The sequence below is a fragment of the Asticcacaulis sp. genome (assembly GCF_047605585.1).
GTDB lineage: Bacteria > Pseudomonadota > Alphaproteobacteria > Caulobacterales > Caulobacteraceae > Asticcacaulis.
Genome location: NZ_JASGFK010000004.1, coordinates 1 through 20,756 on the forward strand (window position 1 = coordinate 1; position 20,756 = coordinate 20,756).

Consider the following 20,756-nt stretch of genomic DNA (forward strand, 5'->3'; position numbering starts at 1 on the left):
CGCCAGATCGAGGCCAAGGCGCTGCGCAAGCTGAAGCACCCGAGCCGCTCGCGCAAGCTGCGGTCGTTCCTCGATAGCTAATGGGGGGGGCAAAGAACGTTTCTTGCGCCCCCACATCTTCCAATCAATAAAAAAGCCTCGCCTTCAGGCGGGGCTTTTTTATTGATCAGGAAAGGCTTGGGGTCGCGGCCCCCAAACCCCGTAAGTCAAGTCGCAGATACCGCACGCCCTTGCCGTTTTCGAGCACGGCGCGCCCGACCTCTGCAAAACCCAGCTTTTCGTGGAAAGCGTCCGACGCCGGATTGGGCGGGTCGTAATTGACCTCGCACACGATGATCTCATGGCCGGCCTTACGGGCGGCGGCAAAGACCGCGTCATAGAGCTTTCGCGCCAGGCCTTCGCCTCGGCGTGACGAACTCACCGCCACCCGGTCGACATAGACGAAGCGCGGATACCGCTTGCGGAACCACAGGAAGTTCGGGCTGTCATAGGGTGTGTCCTGATCGCAAGCGATGACCAGGCCGTCGCCCGCGTCGACCGTGGCGGCGAAAAAGGCCGAACCGATCAGGCCTTCCAACTTTTCCGGAGTGAGCGATGACAGCTCCGTGGCGTGGTCTTCGTTCAGCCCGTGCAGGGCGCCCAGCAGGTCAGGCGAAAGCGGCACGGTCAGGCGGGTAACGGTCATGGCGCTTCATCTTTGCGTTAAAGCTCTTCCTTACCCGTAAGCCCCTCTAACGGGTAGGGGCAATTTAAATGATTTGTCTCTGGCGGCGGCGGCCTTATGGTGCGCCCTATCGAAAGCTCAGCCTACACGGGACAGCCGCCGCCTGATGACCCAGTTTGACCTGCCCGCGTACCTGACCCATCTGGTTTCAGGCCTTCATATCAATCCGCTCTATTCGCTCTCCGGCCTGCTGGTCGGTCTGCTGGTCGGCCTGACCGGTGTCGGCGGGGGCTCACTGATGACGCCGCTGCTCGTGCTGGTGTTCGGCATACACCCGGCCACGGCCGTAGGCACGGACCTGCTCTATGCCTCGATCACCAAGGGGGTGGGCACGGTCATTCACGGCTTCAAGAACACCGTCAACTGGATGATCGTCGGCCTGCTGGCTTTAGGCTCTATTCCGGCCACCGCCGCCACGCTCTATGCTATTCATCACTTCGGCAAGTCCGATGCCATGTCGTCCCTGATCACCCATGTGCTCGGCTATGCCCTGTTCGTGACCGCCGCCCTGCTGCTGCTGCGCGGCCTGATCCGCAAACTGGCGCAACAGCGTCAGGAAAAGGCGATCGAGGAACACAAACCGCTCCATACCGGCCGACGTGCGGTCCTGACCGTTCTGACCGGCCTGGTGCTCGGCTTCCTGGTGTCACTGTCCTCGGTCGGCGCCGGCGCCCTGGGGGTGACTGCCCTGATCATGCTCTATCCGCAATTGCCGACCGTGAAGATCGTTGGCTCCGATATCGCCCACGCCGTGCCGCTGACCTTCCTGGCCGGCATGGGCTATTTATTCATCGGCAATGTCGATGTCAGCATGCTGGTCTCGCTGCTGATCGGCTCGATCCCCGGCATCATCGTCGGCTCGATGTTTGCCGCCAAGGTGCCGGAAAAGGTGCTGCGTGGCCTGCTGGCGACGGTTCTCACCCTGGTCGGCCTCAAACTGGTGACGGCCTAAGGAATAACGATGCGGATGGTTTGCCATTCGTAGTCCGAAGACCGGTCGTTTTCACTCTTCTTCTTGTTGCTCGCCGCTTCATCAGCAGCTGCGCGGACAAGTTGTAGGAGGAAAGCATACAGTTCATCCTGTGAATTGAAATCGCACGCCTTATCGTCTGATGCCAATGGCGTAATGTTCAATCCGCTTTCATCCTGATGATCCGAAGAAATTGAAGCCGTCGCGTCATTGGGGGTATCTTCTTTCTGTGGTCTTGTGAGTGGCGGATAGACGCCTCTCATGGCGCAGGTGACAATCAACATTTCCCCATTGGTATGGCTTCCAGATTGAAACTCAGCGCCATGCGGATAGCGGATAACAGCATAAGCTGAGCGATCAGCCGTTTGGAATATATTGGCGCCTGCCAACCAGTAATCCTGATGATCATCTGTATTCGCCGTGAAACCATAATAGGTGATCGTGGCGTTGAATGGCTTGTCTTTGCTCATCGGGCTGACCGGCAATATGGCGCTGTCGCCGGTATCCGTATGTCTGATCTCGATGGGCGGTGTTTCCGGATCATTCGTTATCAGGCGAATGAGTGGCGCATCACCGAAGGGCGTGGGCGCTTTGGCCAGATCGGGGCCAATAGGAAGCGTGCTGCATGCGGACAGGGCGAGACCCAGCCAGGTAGTAGAGACGAGAAGTAAGCTCAGCAGGCGCATGACGTGTCCCCGGTCGCAAGAAGATTAGATCACGAAACCGTGATCGTCAATCTGTGTGCGTTCTACCACAGAGGCGGGAGCATTGGGGGATATCTCAGATTCCACTTGTGACGCAGCAGATTACCGTTAATCTCTGTTAACGGCCGGTGGGCAGTCGGGCTGGGGGGCTTATGCGCGTACATCTGAACATTAAAACCGGCCTTGCGGTGCTGGGCCTGGGCCTGGGCCTGAGCCTGATAACGGCGCAGGTCATGGCGGCGCCCGCCAGCAGTGGCGGCACGGCCATCGCCATCATGCAGGCTTCCGCGGCCTTGCAGGCCGGCGATTGCAAGGCCGCCAAGGACCCGCTGAACCTGCTCTGGCATGATCCCTATCTCGAGCAAAACGATCCGTCGACGGCCGCGCAGTTCCGCCTTCAGCTGATCGCCTGCACCGCACAGCTGGAAGGGCTGCCGGCGGCGCTGGCGCTTTCGACGGAAAACCTCACCCGCGCCTATGATGTCAACGCCTACGATTTCCACGTCTTCCTGCAGCTGATGGCCAGCAATACGGCCGGAGCGGCGGATACGCTGGATGCCGGACTGACGCACTTCCCCGGCCAGGCGCCGAACTTCAGCGACATGAGCGTGCTCGGTGTGCTGATCGCGCTGCAAGGCAATCCCGAACGTGGTCAGGCCCTGCTCAACCACCTCGAAGAGACGCACTGGCAGGTCCATGACCTTTCCGCCAATCCGCTGATGGGCATGCTGCGGCTGGAAGGCCTGCGCACCGCCGTACGCACGGCGGATGCGCCTCATGCCGATCTATATCGTGCCGACCTGAAGACTAATGCCCTGTTCTATATCCTCAGCCAGGGCGATGGGAACATCAGCCGGGCCGATGTGCCGGCCGCCCCGGTCAGGCCGGTGCTGAATGGCGAGATCGAGGCTGTGAAGGCCGTCATCACCGCCAATCCGGCCAATCTCCTGGCGCTGAATTACCTGATGAATCTGGAACAGGTGAACGACCAGAACGCCCTGGCGCTGACCCAGCTCGGTGGCATTCTCGATCTCGTCGATCAATACGGCCTCGACAAGTTTTCCTCGCCGGAGTCCTATCCCGACCTGCTGACGCACAAGGCCGAGCTCTATGCCAGGACTGGCAATGTCATCGAGGCGGGCAAGGCCTATGAGGCGGGGGCCACGAAGCTGGGCGCAGAAAAATCGAACGATATCCTGCTGTCCTACATGAATTTTCTGGTCGATCGCGGCCAGGACCAGGCCGGCCTAGCGATCAAAAGCCGCCTGTACGCTCTGGATGGGGCCCAGGCCGCCACTCAGGTTGCCACCGAAGCCTGCGCCCAGGGCTATTTGGGGGACCAGGCCGGTTTTGCCGCCAGCATGGCGCAGCTCGAAGGCGCCGATATCATGCGCATCAAGCCCTATCTCTGCGCCGGCGATACGGACAATGCCGCCAGGGCGATGATCGCGGCCATGGCCAATCCGGACTCGCGCGACACCATGATTGCCTTCATGCAGAACGGTCTGCCGCCGATCTCGGTCAGTAACCGCGACGATGCCTTCATCGCCGCCCTGCTGGCGCTCAAGAAGCGGCCGGACGTGCTGGCGGCGGCCGAGGCCAGTCACATCATTATCCGCCAGTGGCCGGTTAGGTTGAATTAGGCGCTGGCTTAGCGGAAAAGGCTGGCTTTTTTATCCCGAACAGGTGTCCATTGCCGGTATCCGTGAGACAAGGAGCCGCATATGAACCCGACCGGCCAACGCATCATTCTTGCCATTGCCGCCCTGTGGGGACTGGCCGGTGTCGTTATGCTGGCTTCCGGGTCGCATCCGCCGCAGACCGGTATTCTGGCGATTGGCGGGCAGTTCCTGTTGTTCCATGCGGTGGCAGTGATCGCTATTCTCTCGACCTCGCTGATTTCCGGTTGGCGACGCGCCCTGCCCATGGCCCTGATGCTGACGGGCAGCGGCCTGTTCGCTTTCGAGATCATCATTCACGCCACGACCGGCGTTGTCCTGCCTGCTCTGGCGCCGATTGGCGGTGGGGTGGCGATCCTGGGGTGGCTGGCCCTGGTCATTGCTCCGTTAATGTCTTCCAAGTAAATAAGGGGCGTCGCATCAGCGGCGGCGGGTGGTCGCCCTTGCCAAAGAACGAAGACGTTCTTTGGAGGTCTTGATTTTATGTCGATAAACGAGCAAAACCCCTGCGGGCCAGATGACCGGGTGATCGCGGGCGTCCTTCGGGGCGCCTGAGGAAAGTCCGGGCTCCACGGTAATAGGACGGCGGGTAACGCCCGCCGGGGGTGACCCCAGAGATAGCGCCACAGAGAGCAGACCGCCGGGCTTCGGCCCGGTAAGGGTGAAAGGGTGCGGTAAGAGCGCACCGCGTTCCCGGTAACGGGGACGGCATGGCAAGCCTCGTCCGGAGCAAGACCAAATAGGAACGGCGCGCGACCGGGCAACCGGAGCAGGGCATTACCGCCCCGGACCGTTCGGGTAGGTCGCGTGAGCCGTCCAGCAATGGACGGCCAAGAGGAATGATCGCCAAGGGGAGCAATCCCTGAACAGAACCCGGCTTACAGGTCATCTGGTCCAATTTTCATTTCAGGGGCGGTTTGAGCGCGCCCCAATCCCGCCGCAATGTGACGCGGCTTTAATACGCCATTAAGCATAGTTGTTTACAACTTGAGGTATCGTAAGCGCGATTTGCGGTCTTCCAGACCGCGGGTCGCGTTTATGATTCCAGTATTCCCGTAGCGTACAGTGTAAGTGTTCAGGCATAAGTATAAGATGTTTTCTTTTTGTTCTGTACTTATCCACGATTGGGCATTTTTGTGCTCAGAATCCCCAGTTGGTGTCATTCAGAGTCGTTGCATCCCATTTAATCCCATGTTAACCCTATATGCATCCCGAAATGACCTGGACGGGAAGGCCGATCAGGGATTTTGGACGAAAGGGAGCGGACCAAAACGGTCTGTGGTGGGTGCGTGTTTCTCTCGACGCATGAGAAGCAGTTGGATTCCAAACGGCGACTTCTGGTCCCGCAGGATTTCCGCGCCGCCGCACTGGCGCCTTACGAAGGCGTTGAGCCGTTCGAGGGGGTGTATTGTTTTGCTGCGATCAACGCCGCGTGTCTCGAATGCGGCGGGGCCGCGTTTTTTGCCATGTACCGTGACGTGATCAACGAGTATCCGCCCATGTCTCCCACGCGCACCGCCATGCAGCGCCGCTTCTATGCCTCGATGCACCGCCTCGGCTTCGATACGGCCGGCCGCATCACCTTGCCGGAAAAGCTGTGCGAACAGTTTGGCCTGTCCAGTGACGTGGTCATTGCCGGCCTGGGTGAAAGCTTCCAGATCTGGGCGCCGGATGCCTATGCGACCTATGCCGCCGAACAGGACCGGCTGGTTGAGGCCGCCTTCGCCAAACGCGAGGCCCTGATATGAGTCAAGACGTCCATGCCTCCGTTCTGCTGCCCGAAGTGCTTACGGCGCTCGGCGATGTGGCCGGCAAGCTGGTGGTCGACGGCACCTTTGGTGCCGGCGGCTATTCGCGCGCCATTCTGGAGCGCGGCGCCAGTGTCATCGCCTTCGATCGCGATGCCCGCGTCAGGCCCTATGTCGATGCCCTGAAGGCGGATTACCCGGATCGCTTCCAGTGGGTGAACCGCTGCTTCTCCGAGATGAAGGAAGGCCTGGCGGAACTGGGCCACGCCTCGTGCGATGCCATCGTGCTCGATATCGGCGTCTCCTCAATGCAACTGGATGAGGCCGATCGCGGCTTCTCCTTCATGCGCGACGGCCCGCTCGACATGCGCATGAGCGTCGATGGCCGCAGCGCCGCCGATATCGTCAATGAGGACGACAAGGACGAGATCGCTCACATCATCTGGCTTTACGGCGAGGAACACAAGTCGCGCGGTATCGCCGCCGCCATTGTCAAACGCCGCGAGGCGCAGCCCTTCGAGCGCACGCTTGATCTTGCCGAGGTGGTCGAGCGCGCGCTGGGCGGACGTCGCGGCGCACCGGTCCATCCGGCGACACGCACCTTCCAGGCCCTGCGCATTGCGGTCAATGACGAACTGGGCGAACTGGAGCGCGCGCTCGACGTGGCCGAAACCCTGCTGAAGCCCGATGGCGTGCTGGCGGTGGTGACCTTCCATTCGCTCGAAGACCGCATCGTCAAGACCTTCTTCAACGAACGCGCCGGTAAGCTTCCATCTGGGTCGCGCTATGCGCCGCAGAAGATTGAGATCCGCCATAACGTCTACAGCCTGGTGACGCCCAAGGCCGTGCAGGCCTCCGCCGCCGAGATCGCCGCCAATCCGCGCTCGCGTTCGGCCAAGCTGCGCGCCGTGCGTCGTACGACGGCCCCCGTAACACCGCCTGTCCCCCTGTCCTCGCGCAAGAAGGTGAGATCATGAAGGGTTTCGTGCGCCTGTTCGAACAACGCGTCCGCGGCATTCGCCTGATCGAGCTGGTCGGGCTGGTGCTCGTGTTTGCCCTGATCCTGTGGGTCTGCGCCAGCAAGGCGCGCGAGGGCGAGGATGTCCGGCGCATGAACGATCTCGACCGCCAGATCGCCGATGAGCAGCAGGCGGTGGATGGCCTGCGTATCAAGGTGGCGCAGCTTGAGCGCCCGGGCCGCCTGGAAGCTCTGGCCGTGCAGGTGCTGGGCATGCAGCGCACCGATCCGAACCATGAGGCTCAGCTGGAATCGCTGCCGGAAATTTCGCGCACCGGGTCGCGTCCCGTGGCGACCACGCCGACACCGGCCCCGGCCGCACCAGCTGCCGCGCCGGTCCCTGCACCCGCCGCCGTGTCCGATGACCTGATCACGGAGGCGCATTGATGAGCCTCTCCCTCTTAGAGACGACGCAATCCGGCTTCCAGTGGGTGGCGGATCGGGTCTGGAAAGTCGAGCATGCCTTCGAACGCGCCAATGCTTCGAATGCCAAGGCGTCCAGCGCGCGAATGCGCATCTTCGGGATACTGGTGGGGATGAGCTTTGCCTATGTCTGCCTGGCCGGCTTTGCCACGCGAGCTTCGTTGCAAGGGCATGAGCAGGTGGCAGCCCTGAGCGGTGAGCCCAATGCCCGTGCCCAGCTGGTTGACCGTAACGGCCAGCTGCTGGCCAGCGACGTCAATGATTACAGCCTGTTCGTCGATCCGAACGACATGACCGGCGATGACCGGTCCTTCGTGCGCCGGGCCCTGCTGCAGATCTTCCCGGACCTGCCGCGCGAACAGGTCGACAAGGCCTTCAAGACCGGCCGGCGCATGCTGCTGACCAACAATATCAAGGCCGAGAAGCGCGACCAGATCCTGAACTACGGTCTGCCGGGCATCAGCTTCGAGGCCGTGCGCGTGCGTGATTATCCGCTGGCCAATACGGGCTCGGCCTATATCGGCATGACCCAGCGCGGCGGCGAGGGCATGTCAGGCGCCGAAAAGGCCCTGCAGGACCAGATCGCCGCCAATGCCGCTTCCGACCAGCCCGTCACCCTCGCCATGGACCTGCGTATCCAGGGGGCGATGGAAAACGAACTGCGCATGATGGCCGAGGCCCAGAAGGCGCAGAGCGCCATCGGGATCGTCACCAATGTCCGCACCGGCGAGGTGCTGGCCCTGGCGAGCTGGCCGGATTTCGACCTGAACCGGCCGGGCGCCTTCAGCGATGCCGACAAGCGTAACCATGCCGCCGTCGACCGCTACGAACTGGGCTCGATTTTCAAAGTCATCTCGATCTCGGTCGGTCTCGATACCGGCACGGCGTCGCTTAGCTCCACCTATGATGGTCGCCAGCCATTGAAACTGGGCTCACGCCTGATCCATGACGAACACGCCTCCAGCGAACTGCTGAGCCTGACCGATGTCTTCATCAGATCGTCCAACATCGGCACCTCGCGTGTGGCGCTCGATGTCGGGGCCACGGCCATGACGCGCTATTATGAAGCGCTGGGCCTGTTCCGCTCGGCCGATATCGAACTGAGCGAACCGGCCTCGCCATTGTTGCCGTCGAAATGGTCCGACAGTTCTCTCGCATCCTCCGCCTTCGGGCAGGGCATGGCCATCACGCCGCTCAGCTTCATCGAGGCGGCCAATGCCACGCTCAATGGCGGCTATCTGCGCCCGCTGACCATCAAGAAGTATGACGGCCATTCGCCCCTGCCGGGCACGCAGGTCTTCTCGGCCGCGACCACCCGCACCATGCTGGAACTGATGCGCCAGAACGTGCTCAAGGGCACCGGCACCCGCGCCAATGCCCCTGGCCTGCGCGTGGGCGGGAAAACCGGCACGGCGCAGAAGCCGGGCAATGGCCGCTATACCAGCGAGGACGTGTCGTCCTTCCTGGCGGTCTTCCCGGTCGACGGACCTGTGGATGGCGACAGATATAGTGTGCTGGTTACCTTCGACTCGCCGCAAGGTGCGCCTGAAAGCGGTGGCTCACGCATGGGCGGCCCGGTGGCGGCGCCTGTGGCGGGTCACGTGATCGAACGCATCGCGCCCTTCCTCGGCGTGGCGCGCAAGGAAGACAAGTTTACCGGACCGGGATGGGACAAGGCGCCCGTTGCCGCCGAAGATGTAACCGGAGACCACTGATGACTGCCCAGACTATCAGTGACCGGCGGCTTTCGGACATTCTGCGGCGCGATCTCGACCAGGACCCGGTCGTGACCGGCGTCACCGCCGACAGCCGCAAGGTGGGCGAGGGCGTGCTGTTCTGCGCCCTGCCGGGCAGCGCGGTCGATGGTCGTCAATTCATTCCGCAGGCCATCAAGCAGGGCGCCGCCGCCATCCTGGCCCCCGAAGGCACCGCTGCCGAAGGCTCTGTCATCGTCAATGTGTCTGACGTGCGTCGTGCCTATGCCCTGGCCGCCAAGGCCTTCTATGGCGCCCAGCCGAAGACATGCATCGCCGTTACCGGCACCAATGGCAAGACCAGCGTTGCCACCTTTTGCCGGCAGATTTTCGCCAGCCTCGGCCACAAGTCGGCCAGCATGGGGACGCTGGGCGTCGTGACGCAAAACCCGGACGGCACGGAAAACGCCATTACCGGTCCTGGCCTGACCACGCCCGATGCCGCCGATATGGCCAGACACCTGGCCGATCTGGCGCTGGATGGCATCACGCATCTGGCGCTGGAAGCCTCTTCGCACGGCATCGACCAGCGCCGTCTCGATGGGGTGTCGCTTACGGCGGCGGGTTTCACCAACCTGACCCAGGACCATCTCGATTACCACGCCACCATGGATGCCTACCGGACGGCCAAGCTGCGCCTGTTCGACCAGCTCCTGCCGCGCGGCAAGACGGCGGTGCTGAATGCCGATTCCGACGCCTATAATGCCTTCGCCGCCCTGTCGATCATGTCCGGCCTGAACGTGATGAGCGTCGGCGAGCGTTCGCGCCACCTGTGGATGTCCGGCCGTGACCTGACGGTCGATGGCCAGATCCTCTATCTCGAATATCACGGCAAGAAGTACGAAACCAAGCTGCCCCTGGCCGGCCTGTTCCAGGCCTCCAATGCACTGGTGGCTGCCGGCCTGGCCATCGCGACGGGCGAGGAGCCCGGTGCGGTGATCGACGCCCTGTCGAAGCTGAAAGGCGCGCGTGGCCGGCTGGAACGTGTCGGCTCCAAAGGCAATGGCGCCGAGGTTTATGTCGATTACGCCCACACGCCCGATGGCCTCGAAACCGTGCTGCATGCCCTGCGCCCGCATACCAAGGGCAAGCTGGTCTGCGTCTTCGGCTGCGGCGGCGACCGCGACCGCGGCAAGCGTCCGCTGATGGGCGGTATTGCCCAGAAACTGGCCGACCGCGCCATCGTTACCGATGACAATCCGCGCTCGGAAGACCCGGCGGCGATCCGCGTCGAGGTTCTGGCGGGTATGGCGAAGGGCGCTGTCGAGATCGGCGATCGCCGTCAGGCGATCTTCGAGGCGGTGGCGGGCCTGAAGACCGGCGATGTGCTGGTGGTGGCCGGCAAGGGGCATGAGCAGGGCCAGATCGTGGCGGGCACCGTCCTGCCGTTCGATGACGCCAGCGTGGTGCGCGAAGCCCTGAACGCCTGAGAGAGCCTGAATATTTGAAAACATTGTTATCTGCGGCTTGATCCTCTGGCGGATATGACGTTATCTGTCTGCGGGCATTTCAGGGGCAGGGATAATGGCATTGGGCAAATGGCTGGTCGGTCTGGCGTTCATGGGCGTCGTCGTTCCGTTGATAGCGCAGGCCCAGCCCCAGCCCTCCCGGCTGGTTCGGGAGGCCCAGTTCGGTTCCATTCACGAAGTGCTGGGCGATGAGATCGCCATCGCTGCGCCGCGCACCGGTTGTCCGGCGAAGTTCCAGCCCCTGGCGGATGGGCCCTGTTTCGACAAGGTGACGCTTAAACCGGCCAGCCTGGGGCCGACCCGCGTGCTGACCGTGCTTAAACCCGGAATGGGCGACTGGGTGTCCGGCGTCTATGGCCGTGATTTCCGGCTCTATGATCTGTTTCCGGTGGCGGAAGGGATTCACGCCGAGGCACTGGCGTTTGAGACTTCCGGCGTCGCCGTGCCGCGCGATTGTTTCTCTCTGGCCAGCGAACCGGTGGGTTACGCTATCGAACACCGCAAGACGGGCGATGTGGCGGTCGAGCACCAGACGGTGGTTTGTGGCGGCGGACCGCGTCAGCCGACCGGCCCCTATACGCCGGAAGGCCCGCCCCTGACGCCGGGGAACAATGGCCTGTGGCACGTGACCGAGACCCAGCGCGTTGAAGGGGCCATGCGCTATCTGGCGACGCCGGGTGCGTGCGAGCCGCAGTATAGCGTCAAGACGACCTGGTGCGCGCAGCCGGCCATCACCTGGATGCAGGCCAATCCGGACGAGAAGGAGCTCGATCTTGTCGCCGCTCGCCATGATGTCCGGGCGGGGGATGTGCTAACCAAGGCCGAAACCGATCAGTGGGTGCTCAAGCGCAAGGGCAGCAACAAATACAAGGTCGACAGCCGCTGGGTCGACAAGTCCTATATGACGGCCGTGGATGGTTGCACGCCGGTCGAGGATATTGGCTGGTGGGTGACGGGGCGTCCGGATGGGCTCTACATCACCGAAAAGGCATTGAACCGCTGTGGCGCGCCACCGGCGCCGGTGCCGGCCGAAATCTGGGAAGCCTATGGCGATGACTATTTCATTGTCGATTGCGCCAGAGAAGGTCGTGGCGATTGGCGCAAGGGGCGTCCGCGCGGCAAGGATGCGCAAGGTAAAGCCCAGGGGGATCAGGCCGCCGAGTGCTTCGATGCGGCGGGCGATTACCTGCGCCGTATCCGGCGCACCAATGCTGTGGTTGTGGTCCTGAACGATCGCGCTCGTCCGGACGATCATCTCTATCCCGGCGGCTATGTCAGCTATGACGTGGCCGAGGTGATGCTGAACAAGGATAACAGCCTGTCGGCGCGTCGGCTGGATTCGTTCGATCCGTCTGGCATTTATATGAACAGGTGCACGCAAGTGACGGATGGGCCGCCGGACTCCAGGGGTTTTGTCATTGTCCGGTCCATGGGCATCGGTTGGGCGCGGGCCTATCGCTGGATGAATTGCCCGGTTTACTAACATCGGAATGCGTTCCATTTGCCAATAAATCTGCCTGCAGATTAACACACTCGCGCTTGCCTAAATCCCTGAGTCGGGTTCAATGGCGTTTTCCTTTTGCTGCGCGTGTGACATATGGCCGACACTCCCCTTTGGACTTTCGACGAACTGGCCAGGGCCACCGGCGGCACACTGACCGGCGCGGGCGAGGGGAGCGTACGCGCCGCCACCGGCGTCAATTTCGACAGCCGTGCGCTCCAGCCCGGCGATGTCTTTCTGGCGCTGAAGGGCGTGCGCGATGGTCATGATTTCGTGCCACAGGCCTTTCAATCCGGCGCGGCCATTGCCATAACCCGCCGGCCGATCGAGGGCGGGCCCTGCCTGCTGGTGCCGGACGTGCAAAAGGCGCTGGAAGACATGGCTGTCTTTGCCCGTGATCGCGCCGTGAAGGCCAAGCGCGGCGCGGTGACCGGCAGCGTCGGCAAGACCAGCGTGACCCAGATGGTGATGCAGGGGCTGAGCCAGGCGGGGCGGGCACATTCCGCGATCAAGAGCTTCAACAATCATATCGGCGTGCCGCTCACGCTTGCCCGGATGCCGGCGGATACCGAGCGCGCCGTTTTTGAGATCGGCATGAACCACGCCGATGAAATCACCCCCCTGTCGGAATTCGTCGCGCCCCATGCGGTGATCATCACCACGGTCGGCGGGGCCCATACCGAGAACTTCCCCGATGGCGATGCCGGCGTCGCCCGCGCTAAAGCGGAAATCTTCGATGGCCTGCTGCCCGGCGGACTGGCCATTCTCAATGCCGATAATCAATGGTTCGATTTCCTCAGCCAGCAGGCGCGGGGCGCCGGGGCGCTGATCGCGGCGTTCGGTGAGCATAACGGCGTCGATGCGCAACTGATCGAGCATCGCGTCAATGGGGACAGGGCTTCGGTGGCGGCACGCTTCCATGGCCGCGACATCCTCTTCAGCCTGGCCCATACCGGCAAGCATCAGGCGGTCAATGCCCTTGCCACCCTGCTGATGCTGGAAGCGCTCGATGTCGATCTCGATACCTCGCTTCTGGCGCTGGAAAGCTTTGCCGCGCTCGACGGCCGGGGCAAGGTGACGCGCAAGGCCTTCAAGGGCGGCGAGATCACCCTGATCGACGAGAGCTATAACGCCAATCCGGTCTCCATGACCGCCACCCTGACCTCGCTGGGCGCGCGCGCCAGATCCGCCGACTCACGAAAAATTGTCGTGCTGACCGACATGCTCGAACTGGGGCCGGATGAGGCGGCGCTGCATGCCGGACTGGCGCCGGTGATCGAGGCGGAAGGCATCGACAAGGCCTATCTGGCAGGCCCCCTGATGAAGCATCTGTGGGACGCCCTGCCGCAAGCTTTGCGCGGCGCCTACGCCGAAACCGCCACTGATCTGGCCCCGGCCCTGATTGAGGGCTTGCAAGGGGGGGATGTGGTTATGGTAAAGGGCTCGAACGGTTCGAAAGCCGGACTGATCGCCAAGACCCTTCTGGCTCTCGCCTAGGACACACTTTATGTTTTACCTGCTGTACGAGCACGTCACCAGTCTGCACCAGCACTGGCCCCTGATCAATCTGATGAAATATCAGACGGTGCGCATCTTTCTGGCCATGATCACGGCCATGATCGTCGCCGTCGCCATGGGCTCGCGCTTTATCCGCTGGATGCGCGCCAGGCAGGGCAAGGGCCAGCCCATCCGCGAGGATGGTCCCTCGACCCACCTCCTGACCAAGAAAGGCACGCCCACCATGGGCGGGCTGATGATACTGGCGGGCATCGCCGTCGCCACCGTCCTGTGGGTCGATCCGCATTCGGCCGCCGCCTGGGTCGTCTTCGGCGTCACCATGGCTTACGGTCTGCTCGGCTTTATCGACGACTATGCCAAGGTGACCAAGCAGACCTCGGCGGGCCTGACCTCGATCCAGAAGCTGATTGCCCAGATATTCATCGCCGTGGTGGCCGTTCTGGTGCTGATGTATTACTCGCCGCAGCCGGCCGATGCGCCGCACCTCAGCACCTCCCTTGTGGTGCCGGTCTTCAAGAACTTCATCTTCAATCTCGGTTATTTCTACATCATCTTCGGTGCTGTAGTGATCGTCGGCGCCTCGAACGCCGTCAACCTGACCGATGGTCTCGATGGCCTGGCCATTGTGCCGGTAATGATTGCCGCGGGCGCTTTCACCCTGATCGCCTATCTCGTCGGCAATGCCAAGTTCGCCAACTATCTGATCATCCATTTCGTGCCCGGCGCCGGTGAAGTGGCCGTGCTGCTGGCCGCGATTATCGGGGGCGGCATGGGCTTTCTGTGGTATAACGCCCCGCCGGCCAAGATCTTCATGGGCGATACCGGTTCGCTGGCTCTGGGCGGCGGTCTCGGCGCCGTGGCCGTGGCGCTGAAGCACGAGATCGTGCTGGCCATCATCGGCGGCCTGTTCGTCATGGAAGCCCTGTCGGTCATGATCCAGGTCGGCTATTTCAAGCTGACCAAGAAACGCGTTTTCCTGATGGCCCCGATCCATCACCATTTCGAGAAGCTCGGCTGGGCGGAATCGACCGTCGTGATCCGTTTCTGGATCGTGGCGGCCATGCTGGCCATGGTCGGTCTGGCCACACTGAAACTACGCTAGAAAGTATCTGCTATGATCCCGGTCAAAGGCTTTGAAGGCAAAAGGGTCGCCATCTTCGGACTGGGCCGGTCCGGGCTTTCGGCGGCGCGCGCCCTGAAGGCCGGCGGCGCTGAGCCGATCCTGTGGGATGACAAGCCGTCGAACCTGCTGCCCGCCACGAAGGCAGGCTTCACGGTCGAGAACCTCAAGACTGCCGACTGGTCGGAATTCGCCGCGCTCGTTCTCTCTCCGGGCGTACCGCTGACGCACCCGGTGCCGCACTGGACGGTCGAGCTGGCCCATGCCGCTCATGTGCCGGTGCTGGGCGATATCGAGCTGTTCGCCCGCACCCTGGCCTGCCTGCCGGCACACAAGCGCCCGCGCACCGTGGCGATCACCGGCACCAACGGCAAATCCACGACCACGGCCCTGATCGGCCATATCCTGAAAAGCGCCGGCCGCGATGTCCATGTCGGCGGCAATATCGGCATCGGCATCCTGGACCTGCCGGAAATGCACGCAGGTGCCATCTACGTTATCGAAACCTCGTCCTACCAACTCGACCTGACCTTAAGTTTCGCGCCGGATGTGGCGGTGCTGATGAACATCACGCCCGATCATCTCGATCGCCACGGCGGCATGGCCGGCTATATCAAGGCCAAGAAGCGCATCTTCATGGCACAGGGCTCCAGTCAGACGGCGGTAATCGGCGCCGATGACGACTACACAGCCGCCCTGATCAGCGAGATGCGCGTCAGTTCACCGGTGAAGCTGATCTCGATCTCGGCCCGCCGAACCCTGGGTCAGGGCGTCTATGCGCTGAATGGCGTGCTCTATGACGGCACCTCGATGCGCGCCCGCCAGGTGATCGATCTCAAGGCTGTGCGTACCCTGACCGGCCGTCACAACTGGCAGAACGCGGCGGCCGCCTATTCGGCCTGCAAGGCGTTGGGCCTTGAAATGGACGAGATCGTCGCCGGCATGCGCACCTTCCCGGGCCTTGCCCACCGCATGCAGGAAATCGGCCGTATCGGTCATGTGCGCTTTATCAACGATTCCAAGGCGACCAATGCCGATGCGGCGCGTCAGGCCATGTCGTCCTTCGATAAATTCTACTGGATCGCCGGCGGGGTGGCCAAGACGGGCGGCATCGACGATCTGCGCGACCTGTTCGGCCGCGTTAAGCACGCCTACCTGATCGGCGAGGCGGCGGAACTGTTCGAGGTCACCATTGGCAAGGCCGCGCCCTGCACCCAGTCGCGCCTGCTGTTTACCGCCGTGGCCCAGGCCTATGCCGAGGCGGAAAAGACCGGCAAGGAGGAGGTGGTGCTGTTCTCGCCGGCCTGTGCCTCCTTCGACCAGTTCACCGACTTCGAGGCACGCGGCGATGCCTTCCGCGATGCCGTCAGCGAGATCAAGCTGGGCGTGACCGGCGAGAAGGTTTAGCGTAATTTTTCCACGAGGAAGTCGACGAACACCCGTACTCGCGCCGGCACATTGGTGCCGCCGACAAAAACGGCATGGATTTGCTCGACATCTCCCGGATTGAAGGCCTCCAGGATAGGCACAAGTGCGCCCGACTGTAACTCCGGGCCGACGCTGAAACGCCCGACACGGGTGATGCCGACGCCCTGCGCGGCCAGCTGACCCAGGGTTTCGCCATTGTTCGCCTCTATGCTGCCCTTTACGGACAGGGCGAAGTCATGTCCCTCGCGCCGGAACGGCCAGACCGGCTCGGCACGACGAAAGTTGAAATTGAGGCAATTGTGATGATGCAGGTCTTCCGGTGCCTGAGGTATTCCCCTGCGGGCCAGATAATCGGGAGAAGCCACAATGACCCGGCCGGTCTCCCCGAGCTTTCGCGCGGTAAGGCTGCTGTCGGCGAGGGGGCCGAACCGGATGGCCACATCGGCCTGACCGCCGGACACATCCACGATGGCATCGCTGAGCGCCATATCGACAAGGATGTGCGGATAAAGTTGCGCGAACTCACCCAGCAGCGGCACCACGCACAGCCGGCCATGAGACAGGGCAGCACTGATCCTCAGGCGTCCCTGGGGATGGCCCTGATCGGCGATCTGCTGCTCGACATCATCGAGATCGGCCAGTATGCGTCGGGCCGCCTGCAGGTAGGCGCGGCCTTCCGCCGTCAGAATCAGAGCGCGCGTTGACCGCAACAGAAGTCGCACGCCAAGGCGCGCTTCGATCCGGTCGATGAGGCGGCTGACCGCCGAAGGCGTCAGGTTGAGGCGGCGTCCGGCCGCGGAGAAACTGCCGCCTTCCACGACGGCCACGAAGGTTTCCAGCGCTCGCGCGCGATCGGTGCCCTCCATCGCTTTTGCGTCCAATGCAAAGATCCTTCGTTTAAATAGCCACTAGTGTCGCCTATTTTCGTCACCCATTTATGCACGGAAATCGTAATTGCAAGAATGGATATTTCCATGAAACTCAATCCCGCTCTGCTCGCCCTGGCCGTTGGCGCCTTTGGTATCGGCGTGACGGAATTTGCTCCGATGGGTCTCCTGCCTCTGGTTGCCTCGGATCTGGGCGTGTCGATTCCCTCGGCGGGACTACTCATCAGTGCCTATGCGCTGGGGGTCATGATCGGGGCGCCACTGATGACACTGACCACCGGACGGGTGCCACGTCGCACCTTGCTGATCTTGCTGGCCGCTATCTTTACCGTCGGTAACCTGCTGGCTGCCGTCTCAAATAGCTACGGCATGCTGTTGATCGCCCGGGTCATCACCTCGCTGAACCATGGCGCCTTTTTCGGAGTCGGATCGATTGTCGCCGCGAGCCTTGTGCCGCCGGAACGCAAGGCGGGGGCAGTTGCCGCTATGTTCATGGGCCTGACCATCGCCAATGTGGTCGGGGTGCCCCTGGCCACCTGGGCCGGCGATCATCTGGGCTGGCGGGCCTCCTTCTGGGGCATTGCCGGCCTGGGCGTGCTGACCATGACCGCGTTGCGCCTGACCTTGCCGGTCCTGCCAGCACCGGCGGGTGGCCGTGCCCTTGCCGAGATTCGCGTGCTTGTCCAGCCGCGCGTTCTGGGGGCACTGGCTCTGACGGTTCTGGGATCCACGGCAATGTTCACTGTCTTTACCTATATCGTTCCCATTCTGAAATCGCAGACGCATGCCTCGCTCGGTTTCATCACGGCCATGCTGGTGACCTATGGGCTGGGCCTGACAGTCGGTAACTGGCTGGGCGGGCGCTTTGCCGACAGGTCTGTCGATCGCACGCTTATGGTCACCCTGGCGGCCTTGACCGCGATCCTGGTCGCTTTTGCCTTCGTGATGCCGTTTGCGGCGCCGACTGCCATGCTTGTCTTCCTGTGGGGCGTGGCCAGCTTCGCCCTGGTGCCTCCGCTTCAGGTGCGTGTCATGACGGCGGCAGAGGCCGCGCCGAACCTGGTTTCCTCGGTCAATATCGGTGCCTTCAATCTTGGTAATGCGATCGGTGCGGCCATCGGCGGTGGCGTGATCGCGGGCGGTCTGGGGTATCCGGCTGTGGCTCTGGCCGGCGCTGGCGCTTCCCTGGCCGGACTGGTATTTATAATCTGGCTGTCGTCACGCGGTGGGCAAAAGGCGACAGAGAATATACCCGGCGGGCTCGGCAATGAAGTCTCAGGCGAGTAGGCGTCATTGTACGTCTTGTGCAGGCACTTAAGATTCTCTTACGAATAGCGGCCTGACTTAAGATGATCTTAACCACGATTTGGTGAATCCTGATAGACTGGTATCCCGTCATCCTGACCGCCAAGGTTCGTCTATGGCCCACGCTTACGCCCATCCTTTTACGCGCACTGATCGTTCTCCCACCGCCATCTGGTGGTGGACGCTCGATCGCGTCACCCTGACCCTGGCGCTGATTCTGCTCGTTCTGGGCTTTTTCTTTTCGTTTTCGTCGTCGCCGGTGGCGGCGCCGCACGTCAGCCATTATGACACCTTCTACTATACCAAGCGCCATTTCGTCTTCGCGCTGATGACGGCGGCGGGCATGACCGCCATCTCAATGCTTTCCCTGAAAGGGATCAAGCGGGTCAGCGTTCTGGTCTATGCCGGGGCGATATCGATCATGGGGCTCCTGCCGCTGATCGGCCACTCGGCCAAGGGCGGCCGGCGCTGGCTGGAACTGGGGCCGATTGCGTTGCAGCCATCGGAATTCCTCAAGCCCGCCCTGATTGTGCTGATCGCCTGGATGTTCTGTGAAGGGCAGAAAGGCAAGGGCGTGCCTGGCGTGACCGTCGCCTTCTGTCTCTATGCCCTGGCCATCATGCTGCTGCTGATCCAGCCCGATGTCGGCCAGTCCATCCTGATCACCATCGCATTCGGGGCCTGTTTCTTCATCTCCGGCGTACCTTTTCGCTGGATTCTCGGCATGCTAGGCGTGGCATCGGCCGGTCTGGTCGGGCTGTTCTTCATACAGCCGCACTTCCGCACCCGCATCATGGGCTTCATCGCGCCGGACGCCGATTCCGGCTTCCAGGTGGCCAAGGCGAAGGCGGCCATCGCCAATGGCGGCCTGTGGGGCGTGGGGCTCAATGAAGGCACCATGAAGCGCCATATTCCCGATCTGCATACCGACTTCATCTATTCGGTGGTGGCGGAGGAATACGGCCTGTGGCTGATCCTCATCATCATCGGTATCTTCGCCTTCATTATCATTCGCGGATTGATCAAGGCCATGGCCATGCAGGATCCCTTCCGCCAGATCGCCACTTCGGGGCTCTACATCATGCTGGGCATGCAGGTGCTGATCAATGTGTCGGTCAATCTGGGCCTGATTCCGCCCAAGGGCATGACCCTGCCGTTCATCTCCTACGGCGGCTCTTCCATGCTGGCCATGGGGCTGACGCTCGGCTTCATCCTGGCGCTGACCCGGCGCCGGCAGGAAGAAATTCCACAGGACGACCCAACGAAATGGTAGCCAAATGGTAGAAACCATTTAGCTTTTTGCGTGAATACCGTTAACGTGATATGTGCGAATTTGAGTACGCCTAAGCCGGACATGAAATGGCCCCCGCTAAAACAGCCAAACCGAGACGCAAAGCGTCGTCCTTTTCCGAAAAACCCCTTGCCGTCGTTGCCGCTGGCGGCACGGGCGGCCATATGTTTCCGGCGGAGGCCTTGGCGCGCGAACTGATCGCGCGCGGCTGGGATGTAGTCCTGGCGTCTGACAAGCGCGGTGCCGCCTATGCGGAAAATTTCCCGGCCATCGAACGTCTGTCGCTTGAGGCGGCAACCTTCAAGACAAGCGATCCCATCGGCATGGCCAGCGCGGCCATCAAGATCGGCCTCGGGATCATGCAGGCGCGCAAGGCTTTCAAACGTCTGAAACCCTGGGCGGTGATCGGTTTCGGCGGCTATCCCTCCTATCCGGCCCTGATGGCGGCGCTGGGCCGCAAGGACATCACCCTTATTCACGAACAGAATTCGGTGCTCGGCCGCTCCAACCGGCAACTGGTCACGCGGGTCGATGCCGTGGCCTGCGCCTTCCCGGTGCTGCGCATGGCGCCGGCCGAGATGGAAGGTCGGGTGCAGGTGGTCGGCAATCCGGTACGGCCGGATATTCGCGCGCTTTATGACGAACCCTATCCGCTGATCAATCCGACAATCCGCATCCTGGTGACCGGCGGGTCTCAGGGCGCGAAAATCCTGTCCGAAACCGTGCCGCAAGCCCTGGCCCTTCTGCCAGTCAGCTTGCGCATGAACCTGCATGTCGAACAGCAGACCCGCGCCGACCAGCTGGAAATGGCGGCGAAGATTTACAAGGACGCCGAGATCGAGGCCGAGGTGGCGCCGTTCTTTTCCGATATGGCCGATCGCCTGGGCCGCGCCCATATCGTCATTGGCCGGGCTGGGGCCTCGACGGTCTGCGAGCTGGCCGTTGCCGGCAAGCCTTCAATCCTCATCCCGCTCAAGATCGCCGCTGACGACCACCAGACCTACAATGCCGAGGTGCTGAAAGCCGCCAAGGCCGCCGTGGTCATTCGCGAGGACGACGTAACGGCGGAAAAACTGTGCAGCGAGATCCGCGCCTTGATCGAAGGGGCGGCGCTCCTGCCCATGCGCGCCAGCGCGGCGAAATCGGTGGCGCGCCCCGATGCCGCCAAATTGCTGGCCGACCTTGTCGAACGCACGGTTAAACGAATCAAGGGATAG

At 62.3% G+C, this 20,756-nt stretch carries 19 protein-coding genes and 1 other RNA gene; 17 read left to right on the forward strand and 3 right to left on the reverse strand.

Going from position 1 to position 20,756, the window contains the following annotated elements; genetic code table 11:
* The coding region (locus tag QM647_RS11920) for a hypothetical protein (protein ID WP_414995969.1) at positions 1-81 on the forward strand (81 nt) is incomplete at its 5' end.
* 85 nt (positions 82-166) lie between these two features.
* On the opposite strand, the gene QM647_RS11925 is transcribed toward QM647_RS11920, so the two are convergent.
* Positions 167-685 carry a GNAT family N-acetyltransferase gene (locus QM647_RS11925; RefSeq protein ID WP_414995745.1) on the reverse strand — a complete coding sequence of 173 codons (519 nt, stop codon included), beginning with the start codon at positions 683-685 and terminating at the stop codon, positions 167-169.
* 145 nt (positions 686-830) lie between these two features.
* Here QM647_RS11925 and QM647_RS11930 point away from each other — a divergent pair, with 145 nt between their 5' ends.
* Positions 831-1,676 carry a sulfite exporter TauE/SafE family protein gene (locus tag QM647_RS11930; protein WP_414995746.1) on the forward strand — a complete coding sequence of 282 codons (846 nt, stop codon included), beginning with the start codon at positions 831-833 and terminating at the stop codon, positions 1,674-1,676.
* Here QM647_RS11930 and QM647_RS11935 read toward each other — a convergent pair.
* The gene (locus QM647_RS11935; RefSeq protein ID WP_414995747.1) at positions 1,673-2,380 is read right to left on the reverse strand and encodes a hypothetical protein; all 708 of its coding nucleotides are present in this window, start codon (positions 2,378-2,380) and stop codon (positions 1,673-1,675) included. The two genes, QM647_RS11930 and QM647_RS11935, sit on opposite strands and share 4 nt — an antisense overlap.
* Positions 2,381-2,550: 170 nt before the next feature.
* Here QM647_RS11935 and QM647_RS11940 point away from each other — a divergent pair, with 170 nt between their 5' ends.
* The 12 genes from QM647_RS11940 to murD all read left to right on the forward strand — a co-directional run bounded on the left by QM647_RS11940 (position 2,551) and on the right by murD (position 16,035).
* On the forward strand, positions 2,551-4,041 hold the full coding sequence (locus QM647_RS11940) for a hypothetical protein (protein ID WP_414995748.1): 1,491 nt from the start codon (positions 2,551-2,553) through the stop codon (positions 4,039-4,041).
* 81 nt (positions 4,042-4,122) lie between these two features.
* Positions 4,123-4,482, forward strand: coding sequence for a DUF423 domain-containing protein (locus tag QM647_RS11945; protein WP_414995749.1), 360 nt, complete (start codon positions 4,123-4,125; stop codon positions 4,480-4,482).
* 108 nt (positions 4,483-4,590) lie between these two features.
* An RNA gene (rnpB, locus tag QM647_RS11950) (RNase P RNA component class A) lies at positions 4,591-4,974 on the forward strand.
* 392 nt (positions 4,975-5,366) lie between these two features.
* Positions 5,367-5,825: a division/cell wall cluster transcriptional repressor MraZ gene (locus tag QM647_RS11955; protein WP_414995750.1), complete on the forward strand. Its 459-nt coding sequence runs from the start codon at positions 5,367-5,369 to the stop codon at positions 5,823-5,825.
* Positions 5,822-6,802 (forward strand): 16S rRNA (cytosine(1402)-N(4))-methyltransferase RsmH, encoded by a 981-nt coding sequence (rsmH, locus tag QM647_RS11960; protein WP_414995751.1) that lies wholly within the window; start codon positions 5,822-5,824, stop codon positions 6,800-6,802. The genes QM647_RS11955 and rsmH overlap by 4 nt, the downstream gene beginning before the upstream one ends.
* Complete coding sequence (locus tag QM647_RS11965; RefSeq protein WP_414995752.1) at positions 6,799-7,230, forward strand: septum formation inhibitor MinC; 432 nt, start codon at positions 6,799-6,801, stop codon at positions 7,228-7,230. The genes rsmH and QM647_RS11965 overlap by 4 nt, the downstream gene beginning before the upstream one ends.
* Positions 7,230-8,981: a peptidoglycan D,D-transpeptidase FtsI family protein gene (locus tag QM647_RS11970; protein WP_414995753.1), complete on the forward strand. Its 1,752-nt coding sequence runs from the start codon at positions 7,230-7,232 to the stop codon at positions 8,979-8,981. Before QM647_RS11965 ends, QM647_RS11970 begins: the two co-directional genes overlap by 1 nt.
* Positions 8,981-10,450, forward strand: a complete 1,470-nt coding sequence (locus tag QM647_RS11975; RefSeq protein WP_414995754.1) for a UDP-N-acetylmuramoyl-L-alanyl-D-glutamate--2,6-diaminopimelate ligase — start codon at positions 8,981-8,983, stop codon at positions 10,448-10,450. Before QM647_RS11970 ends, QM647_RS11975 begins: the two co-directional genes overlap by 1 nt.
* Positions 10,451-10,544: 94 nt before the next feature.
* Complete coding sequence (locus QM647_RS11980; RefSeq protein WP_414995755.1) at positions 10,545-11,972, forward strand: hypothetical protein; 1,428 nt, start codon at positions 10,545-10,547, stop codon at positions 11,970-11,972.
* A 114-nt stretch (positions 11,973-12,086) separates the two neighbouring features.
* Entirely contained in the window at positions 12,087-13,487 is a 1,401-nt protein-coding gene (locus QM647_RS11985) for a UDP-N-acetylmuramoyl-tripeptide--D-alanyl-D-alanine ligase (RefSeq protein WP_414995756.1), read from the forward strand.
* 10 nt (positions 13,488-13,497) lie between these two features.
* Positions 13,498-14,610 (forward strand): phospho-N-acetylmuramoyl-pentapeptide-transferase, encoded by a 1,113-nt coding sequence (mraY, locus tag QM647_RS11990; protein WP_414995757.1) that lies wholly within the window; start codon positions 13,498-13,500, stop codon positions 14,608-14,610.
* Between the two features lie 12 nt (positions 14,611-14,622).
* On the forward strand, positions 14,623-16,035 hold the full coding sequence (gene murD / locus QM647_RS11995; RefSeq protein WP_414995758.1) for a UDP-N-acetylmuramoyl-L-alanine--D-glutamate ligase: 1,413 nt from the start codon (positions 14,623-14,625) through the stop codon (positions 16,033-16,035).
* On the opposite strand, the gene QM647_RS12000 is transcribed toward murD, so the two are convergent.
* A complete protein-coding gene (locus tag QM647_RS12000) occupies positions 16,032-16,937 on the reverse strand; it encodes a LysR family transcriptional regulator (RefSeq protein ID WP_414995759.1) in 906 nt (301 codons plus the stop codon). The two genes, murD and QM647_RS12000, sit on opposite strands and share 4 nt — an antisense overlap.
* Positions 16,938-17,030: 93 nt before the next feature.
* Between QM647_RS12000 and QM647_RS12005 the strand changes: the two genes are divergently transcribed.
* The 3 genes from QM647_RS12005 to murG all read left to right on the forward strand — a co-directional run bounded on the left by QM647_RS12005 (position 17,031) and on the right by murG (position 20,756).
* Positions 17,031-18,230: an MFS transporter gene (locus QM647_RS12005; RefSeq protein WP_414995760.1), complete on the forward strand. Its 1,200-nt coding sequence runs from the start codon at positions 17,031-17,033 to the stop codon at positions 18,228-18,230.
* Positions 18,231-18,363: 133 nt separating this feature from the next.
* On the forward strand, positions 18,364-19,521 hold the full coding sequence (locus QM647_RS12010) for an FtsW/RodA/SpoVE family cell cycle protein (RefSeq protein WP_414995761.1): 1,158 nt from the start codon (positions 18,364-18,366) through the stop codon (positions 19,519-19,521).
* Positions 19,522-19,607: 86 nt separating this feature from the next.
* Complete coding sequence (murG, locus tag QM647_RS12015) at positions 19,608-20,756, forward strand: undecaprenyldiphospho-muramoylpentapeptide beta-N-acetylglucosaminyltransferase (RefSeq protein ID WP_414995762.1); 1,149 nt, start codon at positions 19,608-19,610, stop codon at positions 20,754-20,756.

Coding starts and splice junctions, on each gene's coding strand:
- murD (WP_414995758.1), top strand. CDS start 14,623: ATGATCCCGGTCAAAGGCTTTGAAGGCAAAAGGGTCGCCATCTTCGGA.
- mraY (WP_414995757.1), top strand. CDS start 13,498: ATGTTTTACCTGCTGTACGAGCACGTCACCAGTCTGCACCAGCACTGG.
- QM647_RS11975 (WP_414995754.1), top strand. CDS start 8,981: ATGACTGCCCAGACTATCAGTGACCGGCGGCTTTCGGACATTCTGCGG.
- QM647_RS11935 (WP_414995747.1), bottom strand. CDS start 2,380: ATGCGCCTGCTGAGCTTACTTCTCGTCTCTACTACCTGGCTGGGTCTC.
- QM647_RS12005 (WP_414995760.1), top strand. CDS start 17,031: ATGAAACTCAATCCCGCTCTGCTCGCCCTGGCCGTTGGCGCCTTTGGT.
- QM647_RS11980 (WP_414995755.1), top strand. CDS start 10,545: ATGGCATTGGGCAAATGGCTGGTCGGTCTGGCGTTCATGGGCGTCGTC.
- QM647_RS11970 (WP_414995753.1), top strand. CDS start 7,230: ATGAGCCTCTCCCTCTTAGAGACGACGCAATCCGGCTTCCAGTGGGTG.
- rsmH (WP_414995751.1), top strand. CDS start 5,822: ATGAGTCAAGACGTCCATGCCTCCGTTCTGCTGCCCGAAGTGCTTACG.
- QM647_RS11930 (WP_414995746.1), top strand. CDS start 831: ATGACCCAGTTTGACCTGCCCGCGTACCTGACCCATCTGGTTTCAGGC.
- QM647_RS11985 (WP_414995756.1), top strand. CDS start 12,087: ATGGCCGACACTCCCCTTTGGACTTTCGACGAACTGGCCAGGGCCACC.
- QM647_RS11940 (WP_414995748.1), top strand. CDS start 2,551: ATGCGCGTACATCTGAACATTAAAACCGGCCTTGCGGTGCTGGGCCTG.
- QM647_RS11965 (WP_414995752.1), top strand. CDS start 6,799: ATGAAGGGTTTCGTGCGCCTGTTCGAACAACGCGTCCGCGGCATTCGC.
- murG (WP_414995762.1), top strand. CDS start 19,608: ATGGCCCCCGCTAAAACAGCCAAACCGAGACGCAAAGCGTCGTCCTTT.
- QM647_RS11945 (WP_414995749.1), top strand. CDS start 4,123: ATGAACCCGACCGGCCAACGCATCATTCTTGCCATTGCCGCCCTGTGG.
- QM647_RS11925 (WP_414995745.1), bottom strand. CDS start 685: ATGACCGTTACCCGCCTGACCGTGCCGCTTTCGCCTGACCTGCTGGGC.
- QM647_RS12010 (WP_414995761.1), top strand. CDS start 18,364: ATGGCCCACGCTTACGCCCATCCTTTTACGCGCACTGATCGTTCTCCC.